The following is a 26,022-nucleotide window of genomic DNA, read 5'->3' on the forward strand; positions in this document are numbered from 1 at the left end:
AATCAAAATAAAGTGGGTTGGAGCCAAAGGCTTTGGAATTTTCTGTTCGGGTCGTAGCGTTCTGCCTGACTTTTGGTATTAAAGGTCCTGTTCCTAGGGTCGTTCCCCACGCCACTGTTGTACATCCAATTGCCCCAATTGCTATGCACATCGTAATCAATGAGCATAGCTTCAAAATAGGAGGCTCCGATACGCCAATCCTGTTTAAGATGCTTGGACCAATAACTGGCCACGTTCTGGCGGCCACGGTTGCTCATCCAACCTGTTTTTTTGAGCTCTATCATATTGGCATTGACAAAGTCATCATCCGTTTCTCCATTGATCCAGTCACGTTTAGCGACTTCGTTCGAGTGCCAGTCATACTCCTTTTGAAGGATGCCATCAATTTTAAAAATCTGGTTGCCATGCTTTAAGGAAACGTACTTGAAGTAATCACGCCATATCAGTTCAAAAATCAACCAATAGGTGTCCTGATTTTTCTTGATTTCGTTTTCAAAACGATTTACCTCCCAATAAATGGTACGGGCAGATATACTGCCATTGGCCAGCCACGATGAAAATTTGGAACTGTAATCCGTGCCAACGAGTCCGTTTCTGGTTTTTTTGTAGTAAGCCAGTTTTTTGGTATCCCAGAAGTAATGTTGCATTCGATGGAGCGCATCGTTTTCACCACCAATAAATGGGAAGGCCGATCTATGGTCCGTATCAAAGGAAGAAAATCCCAGGTCATGTAGGCTAGGGAGATTTTTGGGTGGACCTACCCGATTTTCCTTTGGAAATACTTTTGGTTTCTCAAAACAAGGCCTTACCTGAACGTGCTTCTCGCACTTTTTGCGGAAAACCGTAAATACCTGCGGAATCTGTGAGTAAGAATCAAAAGGAATGTCCTCGGGATGAAAAAGGAACTGGTCCCATGTCTTGTGGAACTCCACAGTATCAGGTACGCGGTTCTCAACATTTTGTATGACCTTGTCCTCCTCGGATGTCCATTCCTTTTGCAGAAAAATATGGTCGATGTTGAATTGCCCCACCAATTCGGGAATTCGGTCTTCAGGTTTTTCATGGTAAACCATCAGGGTAATGTTGAGTTCTTCCAGATTCTTTTGAAGCTGATGTACCGATTCCAGTAAAAATTTTGCCCTGAAACGTTCTGTTTTTTTGAAACCAAAGGAACTCAACTCAAATTGTCTTGGGTCAAAAAAGTAAACGGCAACCGCACGATCGGATTGTGCAGCCCTATACAACGCTTCATTATCAAGAACACGTAGATTGTTTCCGAACCAAATAAGGCTAGTTTTCATGTTTGTTTTTATTTTTTCTGCACCGTTCACTGCAATAGATTACCTGTTCCCAGTCTTTGGCCCATTTTTTCCGCCAGGCAAAGGGTCTTTTGCAAACAGGACATAATTTGGTGGGTAAATGCGGTTTCTTATGTGTCAACCTATTTTATTGTTTAATAAAAATACAAAAATATTAAACAAAATATTGAAATGGCTTTTTGAATAATTCAGATTCCCCGGTTTAACCTACAAAATGCTTATTTTTACGATTTAACCAGAATTCGCCCGCAGGGCATCTATGGCACAGACTTCAAAAAATATAGCCATCATCGGTTCCGGATTGGTGGGCTCACTACTAGCGATATATTTACGTAGAATAGGACACCAGGTCACTGTTTTTGATAGAAGACCGGATATTAGGACGATTAAGTTCTCGGGCCGTTCCATCAATCTTGCCATGAGCAACAGGGGATGGCGTTCATTGGATGAGGTGGGCATTGGCGCAAAAATCAAAGAAATTGCAATTCCGTTGGACAAGCGTGCCATGCACGTGAATGATAAGCCCGTGTATTTTCAAAAGTATGGAAAGGATGGCGAGGCCATTTGGTCCATATCCCGAGGGGTACTCAATAAAAAGATGATAGACCTCGCAGAAGGCGAAGGGGCTGTTTTTCGCTTCAATGAGAAAGTTTGGGACGTTAATTTACCAGAGGCTAAAATATATACCGGGGAAACCGAGAAAAGTGAATGGCAGGAGTATCAGTACGATTTGATTTTTGGGTGTGACGGGGCTTTCTCGCGCGTCCGTCACAAAATGCAGCGTCGTAGTAGGTTCAATTACTCCCAGAATTTCATCGATGTGGGCTATAAGGAGCTGACCATCCCTGCCAACGAGGACGGAACCCATAAGTTGGATAAGAACTCATTTCATATTTGGCCGCGCGGCGAGTTTATGCTCATCGCCATGCCGAACATCGATGGTACGTTTACCTGTACGTTGTTTTTGCCGTTTGAGGGCAAGGTTTCTTTTGAAAGCCTAAAGACCGAAGATCAGGCAAGGGAATTTTTCAAGGAGTATTTTCCCAATGTAAGAAAGGAAATAGAGAATCTTACCAAAGACTTTTTCAATAATCCTACCAGTGCCATGGTAACCATGAAATGCTATCCATGGACCTATTGGAACAAAGTGGCACTTGTTGGTGATTCGGCACATGCCATTGTTCCTTTTTATGGCCAGGGTATGAATGCAGGTTTTGAAGATATTTTTGTTTTGAATCAGTTAATGGAAAAGCATGGAGATGATTGGGAGGCCATTTTTTCCGAATACCAAGAAAGTCGCAAGCCAAATGCGGACGCGATTGCAGAGCTCAGTTACAGAAACTTTGTGGAGATGAGCAGTAAAACGGCCGACCCTAAATTCTTGTTGCAGAAAAAGATTGAAAAGCATTTTGCAAACAAGCATCCCGAAAAGTGGGTGCCTGTGTATAGCCGCGTCACTTTTTCGGATAGACCTTATTCCGAGGCATTGGCGATAGGGGATATGCAAGAGGACATTATGCAACAGGTGATGCAGATTCCCGATATTGAAAATCAATGGGACTCCAAAGAAGTGGAGGATAAAATATTGGCTCTTTTAAAGGACAGTTAAGGAGATTTAAAACGTATTTATATCAAAAGAAAAAGCCACCTAAAAAGGTGGCTTTTTTATTAGTTTACTTTAGACTAGCTTAAAGCTTGGCAAAAAGTTTTTCCATTCTATCTTGCTCTTCTTCAGCTAAAAGTGGGTCGACCAGGATTCTTCCACTATGCTCATCGGTGATGATTTTTTTACGGGAAGCAATCTCTACCTGAACCTGTGGTGGAATGGTAAAGAACGAACCTCCTGAAGCACCACGCTCCACGGGAACTACGGCCAAACCATTTTTTACATTATGGCGGATTCTTTTGTAGGCCTTGATCAAGCGATCCTCGATCTTATCTTCGTATTCTTCCGATTTTTTCAGAAGTGCTTTTTCTTCTTTCTCGGTTTCGGCAAGAATCGCGTCCAACTCACCTTTTTTATGCTTTAAGTGACCCTCGCGCTCGGATAATTTTTCCTTGGTCTGGGCAATCACTTCTTTTTTCTGCTCAATCTGTGCCTTGAACTCCTTAATGTTTTTCTCGGCCAATTGAATCTCCAATTCTTGGAACTCCACTTCCTTGGTCAACGAATTGAACTCACGACTGTTTCTGACGTTTTTCTGTTGTTCGCTGTATTTTTTGATAAGCGCCTTGGCCTCATCAATAAGGTTTTTCTTGGCAGTGATCTCAAAGTTGATGGTCTCAACATCTGTTTTCAACTTGTCCATTCGTGTTTTAAGACCAAGAACCTCGTCTTCCAAGTCCTGTACTTCCAAGGGTAATTCGCCTCTTACGTTGCGGATTTCATCCACTCTGGAATCAATAAGCTGTAGGTCGTACAGTGCTCTTAACTTTTCTTCCACAGTGCTTTCTTTCTTGTTCGCCATATATTTATAAATACTTGATGGGATTCGTTATACTCTCTGATAAAGAGATTGCAAAATTAGGAATTTTTTTCGTAAGATAATCAACCAATAAATCTTTTGTAAACTGCTCAGTTTCAAAGTGCCCGATATCCGTAATTACGAGTTGGTCTTCGGCTTGGTAAAATTCATGATATTTAATGTCCGCGGTTACAAAAATATGGGCCCCGGCTTTCTTTGCTGCACCTATTGCAAAGGCCCCACTTCCTCCCAAAACGGCAACCTTTTTCACCTTTTTTCCCAGTAACTTGGAATGGCGAACCACTTCGGCGTTCATTTTATCCTTTACAAATAGCAAGAACTCCCTTTCCTCCATTTCGGTACTCAAAGTACCGATCATGCCCATTCCCAAATCCTGATTGGTGTTTTCCAGTGTCAATATTTCGTAGGCGACTTCCTCGTACGGATGGGCCTCAAAAAGTGCTTTTAGAATGGTTTTCTCTTTTTCAAAGGAGTAGATAACGTTGATCTGAGTTTCTTTCTCATAGTGCAGCTCACCTAGCTTGCCTATGGTCGGGTTGGCACCGTTTTCTGCTTTATAGCTCCCTACACCGTCCAGACTGTAGCTGCAATTGCTGTATTTTCCGATTTCACCGGCACCTGCTTGGAAAAGAGTGGATTTTATGTTTTCTGCATCTGCCAGCGGCGCATAAGTGGTCAATTTTTTGATACTCTTGGCCCTGGGAATCAGGATTTCTGGATTTTTCAGTCCCAAAACTTCACAGATTTTGGCATTGACGCCCATTTTACTGTTGTCCAAGGCGGTATGCATGCTGTATATGGCAATATTGTTGGCGATGGCCTTTAAAACCACCCGTTCCACATAATTGCTCCCGGTCAATTTTTTTAGGCCCTTGAATATGATGGGATGAAAGCTCACAATGAGGTTGCATTTTTTTTGGATGGCCTCTTCCACAACGTTTTCCATGGTATCTAGGGTCACTAGGACACCATTTACCTTCATGTTCGGATTTCCTACCAAGAGGCCCACATTGTCAAACGCTTCGGCATGGGCCAAAGGTGACAACCCTTCAAGTATTTTTGCAATGTCGTTAACGGTCATTTTAAAAATGTTAAGTGGGCTAAAGATAAAATATTATATTTTCGTTCAATGCTTCAATTGCTGCGCAAAATTGCTTTTCCCATTTCATTGCTATATGCTTTGGTGGTACACATTCGAAACTTCTTGTTCGATATGGGTATTTTTTCATCCAAATCGTACCAAACACCAACCATTTGTATAGGTAATCTTAGTGTTGGGGGTACGGGAAAAACGCCGATGACCGAATATCTGCTGGGCATGTTGAAAAATAAAAAAACAGCGGTTTTGAGTCGAGGTTATAAGCGAAAAACAAAAGGATTTTATTTGGCAGGCCCCAAAAGTACTGTTTTGGACATAGGAGATGAACCGTTCCAGATACATAAAAAATTTCCAGAGGTGGCTGTGGCCGTTGATGCCGATAGACAAAATGGCATCGAACAACTGGAAAGTACCATTTGTCCGGATGTCATTGTGCTGGACGATGCTTTTCAGCATAGAAAGGTCAACCCCACGGTTTCTATTTTGCTGACCACGTTTGATGGTCTTTACGTGAATGATTGGTACTTGCCTACGGGCAATTTGCGCGATGCCAAAAAAGAGGCCAAACGGGCCGATGTGATCATCGTTACCAAATGTCCGATGGACATGGGAGATGATGACAGAAAAAAGACTAGGGCAAAATTAGACCCAATGCCACATCAAAAGGTATTATTTGCCGTTCTGCGTTACATGGATTTTGTATGTGATGGCAGGGAAGTAAAAATAAAGCTCGAAGCCTTGAAAGGAAAAGAGCTGGCCTTGGTGACCGGGATAGCTTCTCCGGGACCGTTGGTCCAATTTCTTACATCCCTTGGGCTCAATTTTGTGCATTTTGAATTTGGGGACCATCATCATTTTACGGATGCAGAAATTGCACGGTTCAAGGATTACAAAACTGTCTTGACCACGGAAAAGGACTTTGTCCGCCTGCAAGGGCGATTGGATAACTTATATTTTTTGGGAGTCGCGCACAGTTTTGGAAAAAACGACGAAGAGGTTCTGGGCGATTTGGTCAATGGCTTGTTTTAAATGAAACCTTCCATTTTGCTCCTAAAGATGTTTTCGCCAATTTTTTGATAGAATACCTCTGGCTTAAAGGGTTTGGTCACCACATCGTTGCATCCTGCTTCGTAAAAACTTTCGAGACTGTCATCCAGAGAGATTGCGGTTAGGGCAATGATTGGGATCACGCTATCGAATTTCCGGATCTGTCTTGTAGCTTCTTCCCCGCTTATTCCGGGCATGTGGATATCCATTAAAATGGCATCGTAGGTGTTTTTCTTGGCAAAATCAATGGCCTCGTTACCGTTGTTGGCTATGTCGCAGGTTATTTCTTTTTTGGTGAGCATTTTCTTTGTGATCACCTGATTGATCTTATTGTCTTCCACCACAAGTACGTGCAATCCCTTCAGTTGGAACTCCTCGGGACTCAGTTCAAAGGATATGTCCTCACCTTGTTTGCTCTCATAGTCCAGGTCCATTTCAAAATAAAAGGAGCTTCCTTGGCCCAACTCACTTTCCAGATTGATCGTACTGCCAAAAAGGCCGAGCAAACTTTTAACAATGGTAAGCCCCAATCCTGTTCCCCCATATTCTCTGTTGATTTGGATGGAACCTTGCTCGAAGCTTTCAAAAATATTTTTTTGCTGATCTTCCGAAATCCCGATACCGTTGTCCCTTACCTCAAAATACAATTTTACTTGATCCTCTTCCTTTTTCAACATTTTGGCAATGACCTCCACTTTGCCATTTTTGGTGAACTTAAGGGCATTGCCCACGAGGTTCATGAAAATTTGGGACATTTTGATAGGGTCTCCCAATAATTTTTTTGGAATGGTGGGATCGTAATCCAGAATAAGCGCTGTTTTTTTCTCATTGGCGTTCTGTTGCAACGAGTCTACCACATCGGTGAGCACCTTGTGAAGTTTGAACTCAATGCTCAGCGGTTCCAGCTTTTCTGCATCGATTTTATTTATCTGGAGGATATCATTAATAAAATTCAACAGGTATTCCCCGGAGAATTTTAACGATTTTAAATGTTCTTTTTGATGTTCCGATGGGTTTTCCTCCAACAGTAGATGCGTTAGCCCAGTTACCGCATACAACGGGGTCCGGAGCTCATGTGTTACCGTGGAAAGAAAGTTTGTCTTGGCCTCCATGGCCGATACCGCAGCATCCCTGGCCAGCTCCAACTCCTTGTTTTTGGTATACAGAAGGTCGTTGGTCTTGAGCTTTATTTGATTATTTCGGAACAGTGAAACGGCCAAGAGGGAGATAATCGTCAAAAATGCGGAAGTCAAGATTGCGGTGATTTCCGATCGGTTTTTGGATTCGCTCAATTCCGCATTTTTTGCCTGCAGTTTGTTGAGCTCGTTCATTTGATGGTCGAACCTTACTTTGTCCGCAGTGTCCGCATCCAACTTTATTTTTTCTATATTGAAAATGGAATCTTTTATTTTGGCCAGTTCTTTGGCATAGAGCAGGGATTCGTTAAAATCTCCCTTACTTTCATAAATACTGGACAGTTGTTCCAGGGCATTTTTGACCTGTTTGGCAAAACCGTGCTTCTCCGCTAGTTCCAGAGCGGCCTTGGAATGGATGATTCCTTCTTCCAGGTCGTTCACCGTTACACTTATGGCTGCTAACTGTAAATTAGCCTTTGTGGCAAGGTAGGCCCGTTCTTTGTCATCAGAATTGACAATGAGCGCATGCAGGTTTTTAATGGCATCCTCATGCTTCTCAATATTGGTGTAGATGTTGGCCTCCAACAACAAAATGTTGTTGGTAAGGTTTCTGTTGTTGCTCAATTTTCTGGATTCCTCCAATAGCTTCAACGCTTGGAAATTATTTCCTTCGTCGTATCTAAGGGCAGCGTCCAAATACAAATGGAATGCCTGTCCGTAGGAATAGGCAGTGTCTTTTAATAGTATACTGGCCCTGTCCCAATAAAAAAGGGCGGTTTCCCGATCACCTTCCTCTAAAAATAATCTTGCGTATTGATGGTAAGTGTCCAGAAGTAGCTTGGAGTCTTCGTTGCTCTCTGCAATATTGGCTGCTTGGTCCAACGATGCCAAAGCTTTGTCCACTTTGTTCTCGTGCCGATACTGCATAAATTGGTCAAAAATCGATTTGACATCGGAAGCGGTATTACCATCGTTTTGGGCACAAGAAAGGTGCATGCACAGTATTGCGCACCATAGAAGCAATGATTTTTTGCCTATCCTCTTGTTTACCAGGTTGAAAGTCAAATGTAATTTTTCTTTATCAGCAAAGCTATTAAATCAATAATTCTGGAGCAATATCCAGTTTCATTATCATACCATCCAATGATTTTCACCATTTTACCGATCACTGAGGTCATCAATGAATCAAACGTACAAGAGTGACAACTATTGTTTATGTCGATGGAAACAATGGGGTCTTCTGTATAATTGAGTATGCCCTTGAGGCTATTTTCTGCTTGCTTCTTAAATATAGCGTTTATTTCTTCAATAGAGGTTTCTTTCTTCACATTGAAGGTAATATCCGTTAATGATCCATTGGGCACGGGAACACGTATGCCACATCCGCCGATTACGTTGGATAACTCGGGAAAAATACTGGTCAATGCTTTTGCCGCGCCTGTTGTCGTAGGAATTATCGATTGTCCTGCCGCCCTTGACCTCCTGAGGTCCCTATGCGGGCTGTCGTGCAGGCTTTGATCGGATGTATAGGAATGGATCGTGGTTATATAAGCTTGCTCAATGCCGCACAATTCGTTGATCACCTTGATCATTGGGGCGGCATTATTGGTAGTACAGGATGCATTGGAAATTATCCGGTCATCACCGTTTATTATGCCTTCGTTCACCCCCAAAACCACCATTTTGATGGATTCGTCCAAGGGTGGTACGGAGAGAATCACTTTTTTGGCACCATTCTTTAGATGAAAATCCAATTCCTGCTTGGTCTTGAATTTTCCTGTGGATTCCACAACAATATCCACATGGTTTGATTTCCAGTCGATTTCTTTGGGATGTTGGTGATTGAGCACGGGTATTTCCCTGCTATTGACTAAAATCTTGTTTTTATGGTAGGAAAAATCGATGTCCAAGGTGCCATGGATGCTGTCATATTTTAACAGATGGGCCAAAGTCCGTGCATCGGCCAGATCGTTAATGGCAACCACTTTGATGTTTGGATGGTCCAGCAAAAGCCTGAAAAGGGTCCTGCCGATACGGCCAAAGCCGTTGATTCCAATTGAAACGTTTTTCATGACATGATCGGGGGAGGGGGTGGTTAGTGGATATGCTTGTGCGCTTTGTACGATGACCGGACCAAAGCTCCACTCTCCACATGCCTAAAGCCCATTTCCAAACCTATTTCCTCATATTTTTTAAACTGTTCCGGCAATATGAATTGTTTTACCGGTAAATGTTTTTTGGATGGCTGAAGATATTGACCAATGGTTACAACATCTACATTGACCTTCCTTAGGTCTTCCATTGTGGCAATGACTTCTTCCTCCTCTTCACCCAGACCTAGCATAATGCCAGATTTGGTTCGGTTTGCCCCATTTTGTTTTAAATAATCCAAAACTTCGAGGCTTCTTTCATATTTGGCCTGAATCCGTACTTCCCTAGTGAGTCTTTTTACCGTTTCCATGTTATGCGATATCACTTCTGGGGCCACTTTTAGGATTCTGTCCAAATGGGTCGATATTCCCTGAAAGTCGGGGATGAGCGTTTCCATAGTGGTATTGGGATTCATTCTTCTTACGGCCTTTACGGTCTCTGCCCATATTATGGAACCCATATCTTTTAGGTCGTCCCTGTCCACGGAGGTGAGCACGGCATGCTTGATGTTCATGATTTTTATGGAACGGGCCACTTTTTCGGGTTCTGCCCAGTCCACGGTTTCGGGACGTCCTGTTTTTACGCCACAAAATCCGCAGGAGCGGGTGCATATATTCCCCAAAATCATAAATGTAGCGGTACCTTCTCCCCAACATTCGCCCATATTTGGACAGCTTCCGGAGGTACAGATGGTATGCAGGTCGTACTTGTCCACAAGTCCGCGGAGCTGCGTGTATTTTTTACCTGTAGGGAGCTTTACCCTTAGCCATTTGGGCTTTCCTTTTGGAGGAAGAACGTTTTCTGCTACGCTTGTGCTCATACAACTGATTTTGATTTACAAAGATACGAAACTGGGAAAGAAACTTTATGCCCGATCGGGGTCACTTTTTTTTGATGATTTCCGCTAGAAGTTTTTTGGCCCTCAACAACTTTACCTTGACATTGTTCACCGGTTCGTCCAGTTCTTTCGCAATGTTGGCATAGCTCATTTCGTGAAAGTATCTAAGGTTGATTACTTTTTGATAATGGGGCTTTAATTTTTTGATGTCGCGAAGTAAATTGGCAAGATTTTGTTCGGTGATCAAACGGTCTTCCACGGTGGGCGTTTCGTCCAATACTTTTTTAACCTCGTCTCCACGGGAATCCATCTCGTTCATGAAATTCCTTTTGCGTTTTCGGAGAAGGTCTACATGAAGATTTTTGGAAATGGTGATGAGCCAGGTCTTGAACTCGTAATTTTCATCATAGGTGTCGATTTTGTCAAAAGCCCGTGAAAAAGTTCGAATGGTAATGTCCTCGGCGTCATTCTCATTTTTGGTCCGTAGTACTTGAAAACCGTAAACATCGTTCCAAAAAGTGTCCAAGAGGGTACTGAAGGCAATTTGGTTTCCTTCTTTTGCCTTTTGTATAATCTCTTGAATGGAATCGTCGGTTTTTTCCAAAAAATGAGGATTGCCTAGAAAATGAGAGTTATTGGGTACTTGTTACGGTGTCTTTTTTGCAGTCTTGTTCTTCGGGCAGTTTACCACAAAAACCACAAGCTTCGCCCTCTTTGTTCAAAAAGGGACTTTGGCTCGCACAGGTTCCTGCAAACTCACCGTTCTTTTTCCCCCAGATTTTGATAGCTATCCCTGCGAATGCAAGTGCCAACAAACCTATGGTCACTAAAGCTAACTTCATATCTATGAATTTTGTACAAAGGTACAAAATACGTTGCTAAAGCCTGCCTCGTTTAAGGTTTCTTTAAAGTTACCGTTTAATATCTGATGTTGGCCACAATGTTTTCCACGGATGGGGTGGAGTTTCCACCTTTGGGCTCTATGGTGATGTAACCTACCGCATTATCAGCGTAGGGGAGTGCCAAAAGTTTGTCCTTTTCATCAAAATCCTTGATCACACCCAAATTCACCAATTCACCGTTTACCTCGGCCCACATTTGGAAACACTTGTTCTCGGGAAGTTCCGGAACATTGCTAACATTGATGTAGGAAAGTTTTTTAACAGGATTGATGTAGGCAATCGCCTTAAGTTCCTTCGCTTCTCTTTCCCCCTTCACCTGATATTTTTTGGTGGCGGGATTGTTCAGAACAATGAATTGGTTCCTCATATCGGCCAATTGGTCCTTCATGTTATTTTCCAAATACTTGATTTGGTTGGTGACCATTGTGTTTTCTTCCTGCAATGTTTTGTTCTGGTTCCAAAAGAAAAGTGAGGAGCCGGCGAAAATCATGATGGCCACACTAGCTGCGACCGCATAGCGCAAAAACCTTTTGCTAACCATGGTTTCCTTTTTGGCGCTGGCAAGAATAATTTCCCTAAGGCCTTCTGGAGTCTTTTTGGCGTACATGTTGGCAAAGGTCTCCAGATTTTTTTGGAGCACGTCGTATGTTTCCCTTACTTCAGGGTACATGGCGATATACCTTTCAGCCTTTTGGGCCTCCTCTTTGGTAGTGTCCCCCAAGAGGTATTTTTCCAAGATGTCGGATTCTAAAAATATTTTAACTTTTTCCTTCATGGCAATAAATTTAAGATGAGGAGCAGGGACATCGTTGTTCCATAAATCTTTCCAAGTTCCCTAAGCCCAATTTTTAATCTCGATTTTATGGTTCCGAGGGGAATATCCAGTTCGTCACTTGCCTCCTGCTGTGTCATTCCCTCAAAAAATAAGGCCTCTAAAACTATTCGATACTTATCTTCAATCTTATCCAAGTTTTCTTGGATGTCCAGATGTTCGGGGTTTATGCCCTTTACTCCAACATTATATACGTTGGAAACATCAATTTGGATTTCCTTGTCCGCTTTATTGTTTACGCTTCTTAATTTATCGATGGCCGTATTTCTTGTAATCCGGAAAAGCCATGTAAAAAGTTTGGCTTTGGAAGCATCATAGGTATCCGCTTTCTTCCAAATTTTTATGAAGCTTTCCTGCAGTACATCCTGGGCCAAATCTTCGTCCTTTACCACTTTGTAGGCAACACCAAAGAGCGTATCCCCGTAATTTTCATAGAGTAGGGAAATAGCCTTGTCGTCTTTTTCCGCAAGGAGGGAAACAATATGTCTCTCTATCAATGTGCTCATTTATGAAGCTTTTGGTAATTTTTTTTTCAAGGGCAAAAATCTAAAATAGGATTTATCTCGTATATAAAACAAAGCTAAGGCAGAAAAAGATATTTTGGCTTTTACATTATAAAAGAAAACGGGTCCCAGGGCCCTTACGACATACATAAATTTGGTTAGTTTGGTTTGGTATAACCCTCGTTATTGATTTCAATGCGAGGGTTATTTTATTATGTTCACTTCGGGTTGAATTTTTATTTTGAAGGTTTTTTGTACTTCTTCCTGAATCTTTTTTGCGAGATAAAGTATTTCTTTTCCAGTTGCATTTCCGTGGTTTACCAAGACAAGGGCCTGTTTTTCGTGAACACCGGCGTCCGCAAAACGTTTTCCTTTAAAACCGCACTGTTCTATGAGCCACCCAGCCGGAATCTTAAACTCATTATCATCTACCTCGTAAAAGGGAGCGCTGGGATTCTTTTTGATGAATTTTTCAAACGTTTTTTTCGAAATAACGGGATTCTTAAAAAAACTGCCGCAGTTTCCTATTTCCTTGGGGTCTGGCAATTTACTTTTTCTAATAGCGATCACGGCATCGGAAATATCCCGGATGGTCGGATGTACAATGCCTTTGTTTTTTAATTCGTTTTCGATGGAGCCATAACCGGTTTGCAGCACATGGTTCTTTTTGGTAAGCTTGAGCACTACCGAGGTGATTATGTATTTGTCCTTGGCCTCATTTTTAAAAATGGAATCCCTGTAGCCAAATTCGCAGTCTTCTCTATCAAAACCTACCAATTCTCCCGTATGCACATCCATTGCCGCGCAGCTCACAAAAACATCTTTGAGTTCCACACCGTAGGCCCCTATATTTTGGATGGGTGCGGTACCTACGTTTCCTGGGATCAATGAAAGGTTTTCCAGTCCGCCATACCCTTTTTCCAAGGTCCACATCACAAGTTCGTGCCAATTTTCACCAGCCATCGCCTTTACCTCAACGGTATTGTCGTCCTCTTCGACTATGCTGATGCCCTTCAACTTGATGTGCATAACAAGCGCATCAATATCCTTGGTCAGCAGCATGTTGCTTCCGCCGCTTATGATGAACTTTTTGGGATACGCCTTTAGTTCAAGGGCCTTTTGCAGTTGAACCAAACCTGTGATCTCAACAAAAAACCTTGCTTTAACATCAATACCAAAGGTATTGTGGTTCTTTAAGGATATGTTTTCCTGTATGTTCACTTGGCGTTGTACTCGGTTAGGGCCTTGCCCAAAATCTGGACGGCCTTTACAAGTTGCTCTTTTTCCAGCACATAAGCAATTCTAATCTGATTTTTCCCCAATCCCGGCGTTGCATAAAAACCGGCAGCCGGAGCTACCATCACCGTTTCGCCGTTCAGTTCAAAGTTCTCCAACAACCATTGTGCAAAATGGTCTGCATCCTCAATGGGCAATTGGGCCACACAGTAAAAAGCACCTTGGGGCACAGCAACCTTTACGCCTTCCAGTCTGTTGAGTTCCGTAATGAGCAAATTTCTCCGTGACACATATTCCTCGATAACATTGTCAAAATAGGATTGTGGGGTCTCCAGGGCCGCTTCACTGGCAATCTGTGCGAAGGTTGGAGGGGACAAACGCGCTTGCGCAAACTTCATGGCCGTAGCGATGACCTCAGTGTTTTTTGAAATCATACAACCGATACGGGCGCCACACATGCTGTACCTTTTGGATACGGAATCAACTACAATGGCGTGCTCTTCCAATCCCTCGACCTGAAGAATTGAATAGTGTTCCCTGCCGTCATAAGTAAATTCACGGTACACCTCATCTGCAATAAGGAAAAGATTATATTTTTTTACCAAAACGGCCAATTGCTCTATTTCTTCCCTACTGTACAGGTAACCCGTAGGATTTCCTGGATTACAGATAAGAATTGCTTTGGTCTTTGGAGAGATAAGGTCCTCAAATCTGGAAATAGGGGGAAGCGCAAAGTTGTTCTCAATGGATGAAACAATAGGTTTTACATTGACTCCTGCTGCGGTTGCAAATCCATTATAATTAGCATAAAACGGTTCTGGAATGATTATCTCGTCCCCTTGGTCCATAATGGTTCCCAATGCAAATGACAATGCTTCGGAGCCACCAGTGGTAACAATAATGTCTTCGGCATCGACAAAAATATCTTGCTTGGTGTAATAGGCCGCAATTTTTTTACGATATTCCTCAGAACCTTGGGTCATGCTGTACTCAAGCACTTCAATATTATGGTTTCTAACCGCGTCCAATGCCACTTTTGGTGTTTTGATATCAGGCTGTCCGATATTTAGGTGTATTACATGGACTCCCTTTTTTTTGGCAGCTTCCGAATAGGGTACCAATTTACGAATGGGAGATGCGGGCATCTGTTTTCCTTTTTGAGAAATACTTGGCATGGGCATAAAGTTTTGGCAAAAATGAGAAAAGCAACCATCCAAAGCAACAACTTTATGGAATAATTACTTGCTTATCGAAATGTTAAACTTATCTCAAGAATGAATCCGATTTTGTATATTTAATAGATATGACTTGTTGAAATTAAGTATGTTGAGGAAAACACACATCTTCATTGCACTATTGTTATTTGCACCGTTTTTGGTTTTGGGGCAAGGATATCGATTGCCCGAAGGTGAAAAAGTCGAAAAAATAAAGTTCGAGCTGATCAATAACCTGATTATAATTCCTGTTGAGGTAAATGGCGTGCCGCTTACCTTTATACTGGATTCAGGTGTCAGCAAACCCATATTGTTCAATCTTACGGAATCCGATTCCATTCCCATAAACAATGTTTCCGAGGTCACCATACGTGGTCTTGGCGGTGGGGAACCCATGAAGGCGTTGAGCTCAAGAAGAAATACCTTCCAACTGGGCAATGCAAAGAATTATACACAGGATCTATATGTTGTTCTGGATAGGGGCATCAACTTCTCGACCACCTTGGGTATTCCGGTCCATGGTATTATGGGGTACGATATTTTCAGGGATTTTATTGTTGAAGTGAACTATAATTCCCAAAGGATAAAATTGTATGATCCTGAATTATATAGATACAGGGATAGAAGGAAAACACAGACCTTACCGCTTATCGTGGAAAACCGAAAGGCTTTTGTTGAAGGTATGGTATTAATGAAAGATACTTCCAATATTCCGGTCAAATTATTGGTGGATACCGGCAGTAGTGATGCATTGTGGCTATTTCCTGAGCCCGAAAAGGGGCTGGAAATACCTGAAAAAAATTATGAAGACCACCTGGGTAGAGGATTGAATGGAGATATTTTTGGTAAACGAAGCAAAATAAACGGTGTTCGTATCGGTGATTTTGAGCTGAAAGAGGCCAAGGTTGCTTTCCCTTATCTCGAATCGTTTCAGGGTATGGACAATTTGGGAGACCGCAACGGTAGTGTTGGTGGTGAGGTGTTAAAGCGATTCAATATGATCTTTGACTATGGCCGAGGATTGGTGACACTCAAAAAGAACGGAAACTTTAGGGACCCTTTTCAGTATAACCTTGCAGGTATCGATTTGCAGCATAATGGATTGCGATATATTGCCGAGAGCATTGCAGATGTCAACGGTATTGTAAAAGAGGATGATGCCGATTCGTTCGGGAACGTGCAAATTTTGTTGGAAAACAAGACCAGATTAAGTTTGGTACCCGAAATCGTAGTTTCAGGTATCCGTGCCGGAAGCCCTGCTGCCGAGGCCGGTTTGCGTGAAGGCGACGTAATTTTGGCGGTGAACGGGAAAAGGGTACACCAGTACAAGCTTCAGGAAATCCTTAAAATGATCAATGACAAGGAAGGAAAGCGCGTCAAAGTCCTTATCGAAAGGTACAACCGGGATTTATTGTTCACTTTTGTCCTCAAAAAAATGTTCGACGACGACTAAAAAACAAAACCCCAAAACCATATGGTTTTGGGGTTAAAAATTTAATTTTCTTTTTGCTTACTTCGCTCCAGGACTTTTTACGGTACCCTTTATTTTCAAAACTTTCGTCGGGGTATCCGCATTGGAGGTAACAGTTATTGCCTTTCTAATGGGACCAACTCTGTTGGTATCATATTTAACTTCGATTTTACCTACTTTACCGGGCATGATAGGCTCTTCGGGTTTTTTCGGGATGGTACATCCACAGCTGGATCTAACATCACTGATCACCAAAGGTACATTGCCCGTGTTGGTAAATTCAAATACACGTACACCATCACTACCTCTTTCGATTTCTCCGTAATCAATGGTCTCGCTCTTAAATTCGATTTTAGCAGTTTCTTGAGCGTAAATCCCTAAGGATAAAAGCCCTACAAACAGCATGAGTACAGTTTTTTTCATCATTTTTGGTTTTTGGGTGAACTTCAAATGTAGATGTTTTGATACCTGCATCCAAAATTCTTTTGTTATAGAATAACGTTACTTATTTTTGTTTCGTATTTCTGGATTGGCCCTCATCCGAAGAATAGCGTAAAATTAACATTTAGCTTCCCCTTCAAAAAAACCAATCACAGTCCAAATAAACAAAAACTGTACCGAAAAATGGAAATTCCATCAAAATATGACCCAAAAAGGGTCGAGGAACATTGGTATGCCTACTGGTCCGAGCATAATTATTTTAGTTCAAAACCAGATAAAAGGGAGCCATACACCATAGTAATACCCCCACCCAACGTGACCGGGGTGCTCCACATGGGCCACATGCTCAACAATACCATACAAGATGTTCTTATCCGTAGGGCCAGACTTTTGGGAAAAAATGCCTGCTGGGTTCCAGGAATGGATCACGCGTCCATAGCCACGGAGGCTAAGGTAGTTGCCAAGCTCAAGGCGGATGGTATCGATAAATCCAAGTTGACCCGCGATGAATTTCTAAAACATGCCTGGGATTGGACCAATGAGTATGGGGGAGTAATTCTTCAACAATTGAAAAAACTCGGCTGTTCCTGTGATTGGGACCGCACCAAGTTTACGATGGATGACGATATGTCAGCATCGGTAATCAAGGTTTTTGTTGATTTATACAATAAAGGTTTGATTTATAGGGGATACCGAATGGTGAACTGGGACCCCGAGGCCAAGACCACGCTTTCCGACGAGGAGGTAATCTATGAAGAGCGGCAGGGCACCCTATATTATCTGTCCTATGCCATCGAAGGTTCCGATGAAAAAGTGACCATTGCCACCACCCGTCCAGAGACTATTTTGGGCGATACCGCTATCTGTATCAATCCAAATGATGAAAGATACCGTCATTTACGTGGCAAGAAAGCCATTGTTCCGATTTGCGATAGGGTCATTCCTATCATTGAAGACGAATATGTCGATGTGGAATTCGGAACAGGGTGCCTAAAAGTTACCCCTGCACACGACGAGAACGATAAAAACCTTGGCGATAAGCACAATCTTGAAGTAATCGATATCTTCAATGAAGATGCCACTTTGAATTCTTTTGGCCTTCATTACGAAGGAAAAGACCGCTTTGTGGTGCGCAAAGAAATCTCGAAAGAGCTTGAAGAGAAAGGATACTTGGTAAAAACAGAACAGCACACCAATAAAGTGGGTACTTCCGAAAGGACCAAAGCGGTAATCGAACCACGATTGTCCGACCAATGGTTCTTGAAAATGGAGAATATGGCAAAACCTGCCTTGGAAGGCGTTTTGGAGACCAAGGATGTAAAATTGTACCCTTCCAAATTCGATAATACCTATCGCCATTGGATGGAAAACATCCGCGATTGGAACATTTCCCGTCAATTGTGGTGGGGACAGCAAATCCCTGCTTACTATTATGGTGATGGCAAGGAAGACTTTGTTGTGGCCGAAACTCCAGAAGAAGCTTTGCAACTTGCCAAATCCAAAAAACCAAATATTCAACTTTCCGATTTGCGTCAAGATCCCGATGTTTTGGATACTTGGTTCTCCTCTTGGTTATGGCCCATCAGTGTTTTTGGTGGCATTTTGGAACCAGATAATAAAGAAGTCAATTATTATTACCCGACCAGCGATTTGGTCACGGGACCCGATATTCTGTTCTTCTGGGTGGCCAGAATGATCATGGCAGGATACGAATACCGAGGAAAACGACCGTTTGAAAACGTTTACCTCACAGGGTTGGTACGTGACAAGCAACGTCGAAAAATGTCCAAATCCCTGGGCAACTCGCCCGATGCCCTGCAACTGATATCCGATTTTGGTGCCGATGGTGTTCGTGTTGGATTGTTGTTGAGTTCCGCAGCAGGTAATGATTTGTTGTTTGATGAAGCTCTTTGCCAGCAAGGAGCCAACTTTGCCAATAAAATATGGAATGCCTTCCGATTGGTAAGGGGATGGGAAGTTGCGGATATTCCGCAGCCCGAGGCCGCACAAAAGGGAATCGAGTGGTACAAGGCCAAGTTCAATCAAACCTTGGTGGAAATAGAGGACCATTTTTCCAAATACCGTATTTCTGATGCGTTGATGGCTACCTATAAATTGGTATGGGACGATTTCTGTTCTTGGCTGTTGGAAATCGTGAAGCCTGAGTATCAAAAGCCTATTGATCAGAAAACGTATGATGAGGTATTGGGTCTTTTTGAAGAAAACCTGAAGTTGTTGCATCCATTTATGCCATTCTTAACAGAAGAAGTTTGGCAGCATATCGCCGAACGTACTCCAGAGGATGCTTTGATTGTTTCCCAATGGCCCGAAGCAAAAGAAGTGGATTCAGCCTTGATTGCAGATTTTGATTTTGCTTCCGAAGTGATTTCAGGAATCAGAACCATCAGAAAGGAAAAAAACATTCCGCAAAAAGATGCCTTGGAGCTATTTGTGTTGAATGCCGAAGGCGTAGGTTCCCAAATGGATGCCATTATCCTGAAATTAGGTAACCTATCAAAAATGGAAACGATAGATACCAGTTTGGACGGAGCCCTGACCTTTAGGGTAAAGAGCAACGAATATTTTATCCCGATAAGCGGCGCCATTGATGTTGATGCCGAGATTGCCAAGATTACTGAGGAGCTCAATTATACCAAAGGATTTTTGAAATCTGTGGAGAAGAAACTGGGCAACGAGCGTTTTGTGAACAATGCGCCTGAACAAGTGGTTGCCATGGAGCGCAAGAAAGCTGCCGATGCCGAAGCCAAAATTGAAACCTTGGAAAAAAGTTTGGCCAGCTTAAAATAAGCTTTGGTGATATAATGATATGATTTTAAAGAGGGTGTCTTAAAAGTATTGAAATACGTCATTCTGAATTCATTTCAGAATCTCATTATACTGATAAATAAATCATTATGAGAACCTGAAACAAGTTCAGGTTGACGGAAACCGACTTTTTAGACACCCCTTTCTTTTTATTTTTTATACTTTGGAAGGCATAATAACCAAGTGACGTTAAAATCAATGAAAAACCTCGATAGAAGGAGTTTTATCCAAAAAACTTCGTTGACCGCCGCAGCTGTTTCCATAGCCCCGACCTATTTAAGAGCCAATTCCGAGAGACCTATCTCATCGACCTATATGGGTGGCTTTGCTGCTCCAAAATTGGAAAAGGTCCGTGCCGCTTTTATTGGAGTGGGAGCCAGGGGAGGAACGCATGCCAAATTTTTTGCCGCTTTGGAAGGGACCGAGGTAGTCGCTATCTGTGATCTTTATGAGGATTTGGTCAAAGAGAAGACGCGTTGGGTAAAAGAAGCAGCAGGAGAAAATCGCCATAAAAACATAGCCCAATACTGGGGAGACGAGGATGAATGGAGGACCATGCTCAAGGAAGTAAAGCCCGATGTGGTGTTTATTGCCACCAATTGGTCGAATCACGCACCAATGGCCATCGGGGCAATGGAACACGGTGCCCACGCCTTTGTTGAGGTACCCATGGCCACCACCATTCAGGATATGTGGGACATTGTGGATGCCAGTGAGCGTACCCAAAAGCATTGCATGATGCTGGAAAACGTGAACTATAGCCGCGATGAACTCATGTTTCTCAATATGTGCCGACAAGGCTTGATCGGGGAAATTTTACATGGGGAAGCGGCCTATATCCACGAGTTGCGCTGGCAAATGGAGGAGCAGGAGCGAGGTACGGGCTCATGGCGAACACCTCATTATGCCAAGCGTAACGGAAATTTATATCCAACACATGGTTTGGGACCAGTGGCCCAATACATGAACTTGGCACGGCAAGAGGATACCTTCGGTAGCTTGGTTTCTTTCTCTACGCCGTCAAGAGGGCGTGAGTTGTATGCTGAGAAAAATTATCCTGCCGACCACAAATGGAACCAGTTAGATTTTAAAGGTGGCGATTTGAATACATCCATCATCAAAACCCATTTTGGAAAAACCATTATGGTGCAATGGGACGAAACCAGTCCAAGACCGTATTCCCGACTGAACATGATACAGGGAACCAAAGGGGTTTTGGCAGGATTCCCGACCCGCGTAGCGTTGGAAGGTGGTGTGGAAGGACTTACGAAAGACCATCATTCCTGGGTGCAGGGCGAACAACTCGAAAAATTATATGAGAAGTACGATCACCCGCTTTACAAACGACTGAATGAAGCTGCGAAGGGCAGCGGACATGGAGGCATGGATGGAATAATGGTGTACCGTATCGTGGAATGCTTGCAAAAGGGGCTTCCGCTCGACCAAAATGTTTATGAAGGGTGTCTATGGAGCGCCGTATCGCCATTGAGTGAACGCTCCGTGGCAAGTAATGGAGCACCGCAACCTTTCCCTGATTTTACTAGGGGCAACTGGAAGGACACCGAACCGTTACAAATTATTAGTTAGTAGAAAATATTCATGATTGAAATAAAAGTACCCGCCCGAATTTGTTTTTACGGCGACCATCAAGATTATTTGGGACTTCCTGTGATCGCGGGAACCATTGACAGATTCATCAATTTAAGGGCAACCCAAAATCCCAATAGAGAATATCTGTTGAAATTGTTGGACCTGAACGAAGAAACATCAATTTCGTTGGATGATGATTTGAAGGTGATTCAGCCCGATGATTATTTTAGGTCGGTGATGTCCGTTTTAAAACAACAAGGTTTTCAGTTTGATAAAGGGTATGATATCGAAATTTCTGGAAATATTCCTGTGAATGCTGGCCTGTCCAGTTCTTCCGCTTTGGTGGTGGCCTGGATTCGTTTTTTGGTGGCAACACAGGGAAAATCGGAGGAAATCAGTGATCATCAAATCGGGAGATGGGCCTACGAGGCGGAAGTGCTCTTTTTTGATCAACCTGGAGGCTTGATGGATCAGTACACCATAGCCCAAAAAGGATTGATCTATATCGATACCAAAAGCGGGGAAAGCACATGCCTAAACGCCCACTTGGGGAAATTGCTGGTTGCTGAGTCGGGCGTTCCCAAAAAGACCCTAGAGGTACTTAAAAATGCCAGGGTGTATCAACAAAGAACAATAGATGCCGTAACAAAGGCTCATCCTGAATTTAAATTGGAGTATGCCACTGTGGAGGATTATGAAAAATATGTAGAACTGGTGCCAGAGGAACTCCAAGGCTATTGGTATGCCGCCATCTATAATTATCACATAACGTTGGAGGCCAAAAAAGAGTTGCTGAAGCCAAGCCCCGATGTCCAAGTGTTAGGAGGTTTGATGAACCAGCACCAAATCATCCTTCAGAACGAAATCAAAAATACACCCTTGGAAATGGTTGAAATGATGGATGCTGCCCGTGATGCGGGTGCCATTGGGACCAAGATAATAGGTTCGGGCGGCGGTGGCTGTATGGTAGCCATGGTTCCAGATAATATGAAAGAAAAAGTAATACAGGCATTTTTGGGCAAAGGAGCGAAAGCAGTGTATGCCGTAGAATTAACAAGTTGAATATAATGGAGAACACGAGTTTGATCATCATGGTAGGTGGTGCATCATCAAGAATGAAAAGGAGTTTAAAACAACGGGATGACCAGGTTATGGACAACATCCCTCACAAAAGTCTGATTCCCGTAGGGAAAAAGGGGAGGCCATTTCTGTATTATTTGGTCCAAAATGCGGTGGAGGCTGGTTACACCAAACTGTATTTGATCACAAGCCCGGAAAACGAAGCCTTTCAAAACTTAAAGGATCAGGGCGGTCTTCCTGCTGGATTGGATGTTTTTTTGGCCGTGCAATCTGTCCCGGAGGGAAGAACCAAACCATTGGGCACCGCCGATGCCCTTCAGCAGTGTTTGGACCAGTATCCTGAGTTAAAACAGACCACGTTTACCGTTTGCAATGGCGATAATCTATACTCCGTTGGTGCCTTACAAGATTTAAGGTCGGCTAGAAAAGCGCCCCACGCTTTAATCAGTTACGGAAGTTCAGGTTTTGATTATACCGAGGAGCGTATTGCCAAGTTTGCCGTAATGGATATTTCCGAAGATGGATTTTTACAACAAATTGTTGAAAAACCAAATTTGGAAGATGTTCCCAAGTATAAGGACGCATCCGGACAGCTAAGGGTGAGTATGAACATTTTCAGTTTTTCTGGAAACGAGATCTATCCCTACTTAAAAAACTGCCCCATCGACCCCGTTCGCGATGAGAAGGAATTGCCAAAGGCCGTTGCGGTTTTGGTGGATAAAGAACCACGAAGTGTGCTCTGTATTCCCCGCTCGGAACACATTCCAGATCTAACGGATGCAAATGATATTCAGTTATTTAAAAATTTAGATTAACTTAAAGGAATATAATCCCATTCTTGCTGCGAGCAATATTTAAATTTTTGAAATGGAATCGTATGCAACGGCATTGTTATATGCTACACCGTTTTTTATCGGCCTGGTATTGATAGAAATTCTTTACGGCCGTTTTGTTAAGGATCAAAAACACAACCTTATGGATACCGTGAGCAGTCTTAGCTCTGGTTTGACCAATGTGGTGAAGGATTCCTTGGGATTGGTGCTTATTTTGATCAGTTACCCTTTTTTATTGGAGCATTTGGCGCTTATTGAAATTAAGGCTACGTGGTTGGTCTGGGTGGTGGCCTTTATTGCTCTTGATTTTGCAGGGTATTGGAACCACAGGTTGAGCCATCATATCAATTTTTTTTGGAACCAGCACGTGATTCATCATAGCAGTGAAGAGTTTAATTTGGCTTGTGCGTTGCGACAGCCCATTTCAAATTTGTTGGGATATTATGCACTTCTTTTGATTCCGGCCGCACTGTTGGGCGTGCCGCACCAAGTGATTGCCATTTTGGCGCCTATTCATTTGTTTGCCCAATTTTGGTACCACACCCAGCATATTGGAAAACTTGGTGTTTTGGAATACGTGATTGTGACCCCCTCGCAGCATCGGGTTCACCATGCCATTAATCCAGAGTATATTGATAAAAACCTTGGTCAGATTTTTTGTGTTTGGGATCGAATCTTCGGAACCTTTCAAGAAGAACTGGATGAGGTTCCCCCACAATATGGCGTGCTGAAACCAGCGAATACCTGGAACCCCATCATCATTAATTTTCAACACTTATGGAGATTGACACAAGACGCTTGGAGGACCAACAATTATTGGGATAAATTACGCATCTGGTTTATGCCCACGGGATGGCGGCCAAAGGATGTAAAGGAAAAATATCCGATTCGGATTATAGAGAACGTGTACAATTTCAGAAAGTATCGGCCAGAGGCCACCAGTTCTTTAAAAGGCTATGCATTGTTCCAATTGATCGTCACCACCTTTTTAATGCTCTTTATGTTCTACAACTATTCGGATATTGGTTTTGATGGATTATTGTTGTTCGGTACATTCATATTTGTGGGTATTTATGGATACACGACTTTAATGGACCGTAAAAATTACGCAGTTTGGATTGAGGTGGTCAGGGGCCTTGGCGGTCTGGTATTGATTTTTTTTACCAATGATTGGTTTGGAATAGATAACTACCTTGCTCTGGGAAGCTATCTGGTGGCCCTGTATTTTTTGATCACTATTTTTGGGGGAATCTACTTTACGTATTTTGAAAAGTCCTTCGCGACCCCAGATTTGGCCGCTTAGAGATTTTTAAGCTCTTTTTCTACCAGTTCCACATAGTTCTGCATGGCTTCTTCCACACTTATGGTTTTGGCTTGGAACAGGGCATTTGCCTTAAATGCATTGATTAGTGGGGTTCTACTGCCCGGATTTTCAAAGTTTTTGTTCGCAATCTTAAAATAGGCGTAAAGTTTTAGCAGAAGGTCGGCAGGCAAGGGGTCGGTGTAGTCGTTAACAAAGTTAACGGCATCCTCGAATCTTTTATGTAACTCCTGGTCAATCATCTAAAGGTCTTACGGAAGCAATACAAGTGCGTGCTCCAACTACTTTTTGATTTAGTTTTACGGTAATGTCACAGTCCAAGGGCAATAACAAATCCACCCGTGATCCAAATTTTATGAACCCTGCGTCCTCTCCTTGGGTCACTTGTTCACCCTCTTCGGCGTAGTTTACGATTCTGCGGGCCATGGCACCGGCTATCTGTCTGTAACCTATTTCTCCGAATTTTGGTGTGTGCAGAATTACCGTGGTACGCTCGTTATCGGTGCTGGATTTTGGATGCCATGCTACTAAATATTTTCCGGGATGGTATTTGGAATATGTTACGGTGCCGCTTGCCGGGTACCGGGTCACGTGCACATTTGTGGGGGACATGAATATGGATACCTGTTTTCTTCTTTCCTTGAAGTATTCCGGCTCGTCCACTTCTTCAATGACCACGACCTTTCCGTCAACCGGAGAAAGTATTTCATCAAAATTGGGGGTGAGCAGTCGCTTGGGATTCCTAAAAAATTGAAGGATGGCGACCAAAATCAAAAATGCTGTTACCTGAACGGCAAAACGGGTCCATTCCACATCGATGTAATATTGTGCGGCCAAGATACCTGCCACCACAATAAAGAATGTGAATATTATAATTTTTTGACCCTCTTTATGAAACATAGGAAAAAATGGTTAAAATCAAATATGCAAAAGGTGCAGCAAATACCAAACTATCCAGTCGGTCCCAAATTCCGCCATGTCCCGGCAAAATAGCTCCGCTATCCTTTACTCCGGCCATACGCTTGAATTTCGATTCCAATAAATCGCCCAAACTTCCTGCAACCACTATTAAGCAAGCCATTGCCATCCATTCTATCACGGTAAGTCTTGTTTCGTACCAAGATAAAAAGTAAGCGGCCACCAATGCAAAAATAAGACCTCCAACAGAACCTTCAATGGTTTTTTTAGGAGAAACTGTCGGAAATAATTTTGTACGCCCCAAAGTTCTTCCTACCAAGTAGGCAAAAGTATCGTTAACCCATATCAAAATAAAGATCCCCATGATTAAAAATTGGGCAAAATCATCGTGTTTGTAGGGTATCATCGTCAAAAAGATACAACCGCCACCAATGTAGAAAAGTCCAATGATAAATTTTTGGACCGTTGTAAAATGTTTGGGTCTTTTGGAGAACAAAAACATGAGCAGGGCAATATCGACGGTAATGGTGCACATCATCAACAGATTCACGGCTGTGCTGTCCTTGGTCAAATAGATGAACACCCACCAGAGTGCCAAGTATGCCATGAACACGTGGTACCCCCTAAGTTTTACAATGCGTTTGTATTCATAAAGGCATGCCAGTCCAAAGGTCATAAAAAGAAAGTCGAACGCATCGGAACTTAAAAAAACCGCACCTAGTAAAAGTACCACGTAAATCACCCCGGTTATGGAGCGTCTTAAAATTTCTCTCATGTAC

At 42.7% G+C, this 26,022-nt stretch carries 25 protein-coding genes; 8 read left to right on the top strand and 17 right to left on the bottom strand.

The annotated features are described in order from the left end of the window. Positions 1-2: 2 nt before the first annotated feature. Both SD449_RS08020 and SD449_RS08025 read right to left on the bottom strand, forming a co-directional pair. Entirely contained in the window at positions 3-1,301 is a 1,299-nt protein-coding gene (locus SD449_RS08020; protein ID WP_318309828.1) for a DASH family cryptochrome, read from the bottom strand. Continuing rightward, positions 1,291-1,440 (bottom strand): DUF2256 domain-containing protein, encoded by a 150-nt coding sequence (locus SD449_RS08025; RefSeq protein ID WP_207033483.1) that lies wholly within the window; start codon positions 1,438-1,440, stop codon positions 1,291-1,293. Before SD449_RS08025 ends, SD449_RS08020 begins: the two co-directional genes overlap by 11 nt. A gap of 138 nt (positions 1,441-1,578) precedes the next feature. Between SD449_RS08025 and SD449_RS08030 the strand changes: the two genes are divergently transcribed. Further along, positions 1,579-2,928, top strand: coding sequence for an FAD-dependent oxidoreductase (locus SD449_RS08030; RefSeq protein ID WP_318309831.1), 1,350 nt, complete (start codon positions 1,579-1,581; stop codon positions 2,926-2,928). A 79-nt stretch (positions 2,929-3,007) separates the two neighbouring features. On the opposite strand, the gene SD449_RS08035 is transcribed toward SD449_RS08030, so the two are convergent. Next, entirely contained in the window at positions 3,008-3,787 is a 780-nt protein-coding gene (locus tag SD449_RS08035) for a zinc ribbon domain-containing protein (RefSeq protein WP_318309832.1), read from the bottom strand. A 4-nt stretch (positions 3,788-3,791) separates the two neighbouring features. Further along, positions 3,792-4,886 (bottom strand): Nif3-like dinuclear metal center hexameric protein, encoded by a 1,095-nt coding sequence (locus SD449_RS08040; protein ID WP_318309834.1) that lies wholly within the window; start codon positions 4,884-4,886, stop codon positions 3,792-3,794. A 48-nt stretch (positions 4,887-4,934) separates the two neighbouring features. Here SD449_RS08040 and lpxK point away from each other — a divergent pair, with 48 nt between their 5' ends. Beyond that, positions 4,935-5,933, top strand: coding sequence for a tetraacyldisaccharide 4'-kinase (gene lpxK / locus SD449_RS08045; RefSeq protein ID WP_318309836.1), 999 nt, complete (start codon positions 4,935-4,937; stop codon positions 5,931-5,933). Here lpxK and SD449_RS08050 read toward each other — a convergent pair. From SD449_RS08050 to SD449_RS08090, 9 genes are all read right to left on the bottom strand, one after another. Next, positions 5,930-8,083, bottom strand: coding sequence for a hybrid sensor histidine kinase/response regulator (locus SD449_RS08050; RefSeq protein WP_318309837.1), 2,154 nt, complete (start codon positions 8,081-8,083; stop codon positions 5,930-5,932). The genes lpxK and SD449_RS08050 overlap by 4 nt on opposite strands. A 65-nt stretch (positions 8,084-8,148) precedes the next feature. Beyond that, entirely contained in the window at positions 8,149-9,159 is a 1,011-nt protein-coding gene (gene gap / locus SD449_RS08055; protein WP_318309838.1) for a type I glyceraldehyde-3-phosphate dehydrogenase, read from the bottom strand. Between the two features lie 23 nt (positions 9,160-9,182). Continuing rightward, positions 9,183-10,058, bottom strand: coding sequence for a lipoyl synthase (gene lipA / locus SD449_RS08060; protein ID WP_318309840.1), 876 nt, complete (start codon positions 10,056-10,058; stop codon positions 9,183-9,185). 61 nt (positions 10,059-10,119) lie between these two features. Beyond that, on the bottom strand, positions 10,120-10,680 hold the full coding sequence (locus SD449_RS08065) for an RNA polymerase sigma factor (protein WP_318309841.1): 561 nt from the start codon (positions 10,678-10,680) through the stop codon (positions 10,120-10,122). Positions 10,681-10,708: 28 nt separating this feature from the next. Next, positions 10,709-10,918, bottom strand: coding sequence for a membrane or secreted protein (locus tag SD449_RS08070; RefSeq protein WP_318309842.1), 210 nt, complete (start codon positions 10,916-10,918; stop codon positions 10,709-10,711). Positions 10,919-10,994: 76 nt separating this feature from the next. Beyond that, complete coding sequence (locus SD449_RS08075) at positions 10,995-11,753, bottom strand: anti-sigma factor (protein ID WP_318309843.1); 759 nt, start codon at positions 11,751-11,753, stop codon at positions 10,995-10,997. Further along, positions 11,750-12,316, bottom strand: a complete 567-nt coding sequence (locus tag SD449_RS08080) for an RNA polymerase sigma factor (protein ID WP_318309844.1) — start codon at positions 12,314-12,316, stop codon at positions 11,750-11,752. The genes SD449_RS08075 and SD449_RS08080 overlap by 4 nt, the downstream gene beginning before the upstream one ends. Positions 12,317-12,517: 201 nt before the next feature. Beyond that, a complete protein-coding gene (gene murB, locus SD449_RS08085; RefSeq protein WP_318309845.1) occupies positions 12,518-13,534 on the bottom strand; it encodes a UDP-N-acetylmuramate dehydrogenase in 1,017 nt (338 codons plus the stop codon). Next, positions 13,531-14,724: a pyridoxal phosphate-dependent aminotransferase gene (locus SD449_RS08090; protein WP_318309847.1), complete on the bottom strand. Its 1,194-nt coding sequence runs from the start codon at positions 14,722-14,724 to the stop codon at positions 13,531-13,533. The genes murB and SD449_RS08090 overlap by 4 nt, the downstream gene beginning before the upstream one ends. Positions 14,725-14,872: 148 nt before the next feature. On the opposite strand from SD449_RS08090, the gene SD449_RS08095 reads away from it, so the two are divergent. Continuing rightward, positions 14,873-16,216: an aspartyl protease family protein gene (locus tag SD449_RS08095; protein ID WP_318309848.1), complete on the top strand. Its 1,344-nt coding sequence runs from the start codon at positions 14,873-14,875 to the stop codon at positions 16,214-16,216. Positions 16,217-16,273: 57 nt separating this feature from the next. Here SD449_RS08095 and SD449_RS08100 read toward each other — a convergent pair whose 3' ends face one another. Continuing rightward, positions 16,274-16,660 (bottom strand): DUF1573 domain-containing protein, encoded by a 387-nt coding sequence (locus SD449_RS08100; RefSeq protein ID WP_318309850.1) that lies wholly within the window; start codon positions 16,658-16,660, stop codon positions 16,274-16,276. A gap of 198 nt (positions 16,661-16,858) precedes the next feature. On the opposite strand from SD449_RS08100, the gene SD449_RS08105 reads away from it, so the two are divergent. From SD449_RS08105 to SD449_RS08125, 5 genes are all read left to right on the top strand, one after another. Then, complete coding sequence (locus tag SD449_RS08105) at positions 16,859-19,483, top strand: valine--tRNA ligase (protein ID WP_318309852.1); 2,625 nt, start codon at positions 16,859-16,861, stop codon at positions 19,481-19,483. Positions 19,484-19,699: 216 nt separating this feature from the next. Next, the gene (locus SD449_RS08110) at positions 19,700-21,088 is read left to right on the top strand and encodes a Gfo/Idh/MocA family protein (protein WP_318309854.1); all 1,389 of its coding nucleotides are present in this window, start codon (positions 19,700-19,702) and stop codon (positions 21,086-21,088) included. Between the two features lie 12 nt (positions 21,089-21,100). Next, complete coding sequence (locus SD449_RS08115) at positions 21,101-22,153, top strand: GHMP family kinase ATP-binding protein (protein WP_318309856.1); 1,053 nt, start codon at positions 21,101-21,103, stop codon at positions 22,151-22,153. 5 nt (positions 22,154-22,158) lie between these two features. Next, entirely contained in the window at positions 22,159-22,986 is an 828-nt protein-coding gene (locus tag SD449_RS08120; RefSeq protein WP_318309858.1) for a sugar phosphate nucleotidyltransferase, read from the top strand. Between the two features lie 52 nt (positions 22,987-23,038). After that, positions 23,039-24,307, top strand: coding sequence for a sterol desaturase family protein (locus tag SD449_RS08125; protein WP_318309859.1), 1,269 nt, complete (start codon positions 23,039-23,041; stop codon positions 24,305-24,307). Here SD449_RS08125 and SD449_RS08130 read toward each other — a convergent pair. Genes SD449_RS08130 through SD449_RS08140 form a run of 3 tightly spaced genes read right to left on the bottom strand, consistent with a single transcriptional unit; the run spans position 24,304 to position 26,018 of the window. Next, positions 24,304-24,567, bottom strand: a complete 264-nt coding sequence (locus SD449_RS08130; protein WP_318309861.1) for an acyl-CoA-binding protein — start codon at positions 24,565-24,567, stop codon at positions 24,304-24,306. The two genes, SD449_RS08125 and SD449_RS08130, sit on opposite strands and share 4 nt — an antisense overlap. Next, positions 24,560-25,225 carry a phosphatidylserine decarboxylase family protein gene (locus SD449_RS08135; RefSeq protein WP_318309862.1) on the bottom strand — a complete coding sequence of 222 codons (666 nt, stop codon included), beginning with the start codon at positions 25,223-25,225 and terminating at the stop codon, positions 24,560-24,562. The genes SD449_RS08130 and SD449_RS08135 overlap by 8 nt, the downstream gene beginning before the upstream one ends. Further along, entirely contained in the window at positions 25,215-26,018 is an 804-nt protein-coding gene (locus SD449_RS08140; RefSeq protein WP_318309863.1) for a phosphatidate cytidylyltransferase, read from the bottom strand. The genes SD449_RS08135 and SD449_RS08140 overlap by 11 nt, the downstream gene beginning before the upstream one ends. Positions 26,019-26,022 lie beyond the last annotated feature (4 nt).

The sequence above is a fragment of the Flagellimonas crocea genome, assembly GCF_033441595.1.
Lineage (GTDB): Bacteria > Bacteroidota > Bacteroidia > Flavobacteriales > Flavobacteriaceae > Flagellimonas > Flagellimonas crocea.